This window comes from Dellaglioa sp. CoH-57-MRSF-19 (genome assembly GCF_056781975.1).
In genome coordinates this window covers 1-732 of the sequence record NZ_JBXAXW010000053.1, presented here as the reverse complement: position 1 = coordinate 732, position 732 = coordinate 1, and the positions used below count along the sequence as shown (strand labels likewise).

At 51.0% G+C, this 732-nt stretch carries 1 pseudogene; it reads left to right on the top strand.

From position 1 onward, the window contains the following. A pseudogene (locus AC1RO3_RS08130) lies at nucleotides 1-732 on the top strand (hypothetical protein); the annotation flags it as partial.

Here is a 732-nt window from a genome sequence, read left to right as displayed (position 1 = left end):
GCTCTGCCCTACCAGCCCATATGCGACGCCATAATCTATGGTGCAGTAATTGATTTGTTCTACGACGTATCTGATCCCGATTCAGGTCTAGCAAGCAATGCCCAAGTTTGGCGTAACGGCATTGAGTACGCGGGCGGCACCACGTTTACAGTTAACGATGGTTCGGTATACGGAGCAACTACAGCAGTGAGTTTTGCGGCCGGTGAAGTGAAATCCGTCAACAACAAGTTTCCGAATTCTGTTGGTGCCGTCGAGATTGATATTGCGGATATACCCAATCTTCAACAGGAACTCGATAATGCTGGCAAGGTGAAGACCGTAGATGGTCAGCAACCCGATGCTAACGGCAATATTGTGGTTCAGGCATCGGATAACAACGCTGCGACCGGCACATCGCTTATCTCAGATAGCGGTTCTACTACTGGGAACATAAAACTCAAAACTCTGGTTGCTGGTAGCAACATCACCATCGCGCCTGATGCAAATGGCAACCTGAGAATCACAGGAACGGTGCCTCCACCGCCTGTTACTTCGGTGTCCGGACAAACCGGTGCTGTCGTTATATCCACGGTGAATAACAATGGAGCAACCGGTACATCGCTTATCTCAGATAGCGGTGCCACAACCGGCACAGCAAAGCTCAAGACGCTGGTAGCAGGTTCCCTGATATCGTTCTCGACGGACGCTAACGGAAACCTAGTGATCAGTAGCACCGCAACATCCGGTGCCCTG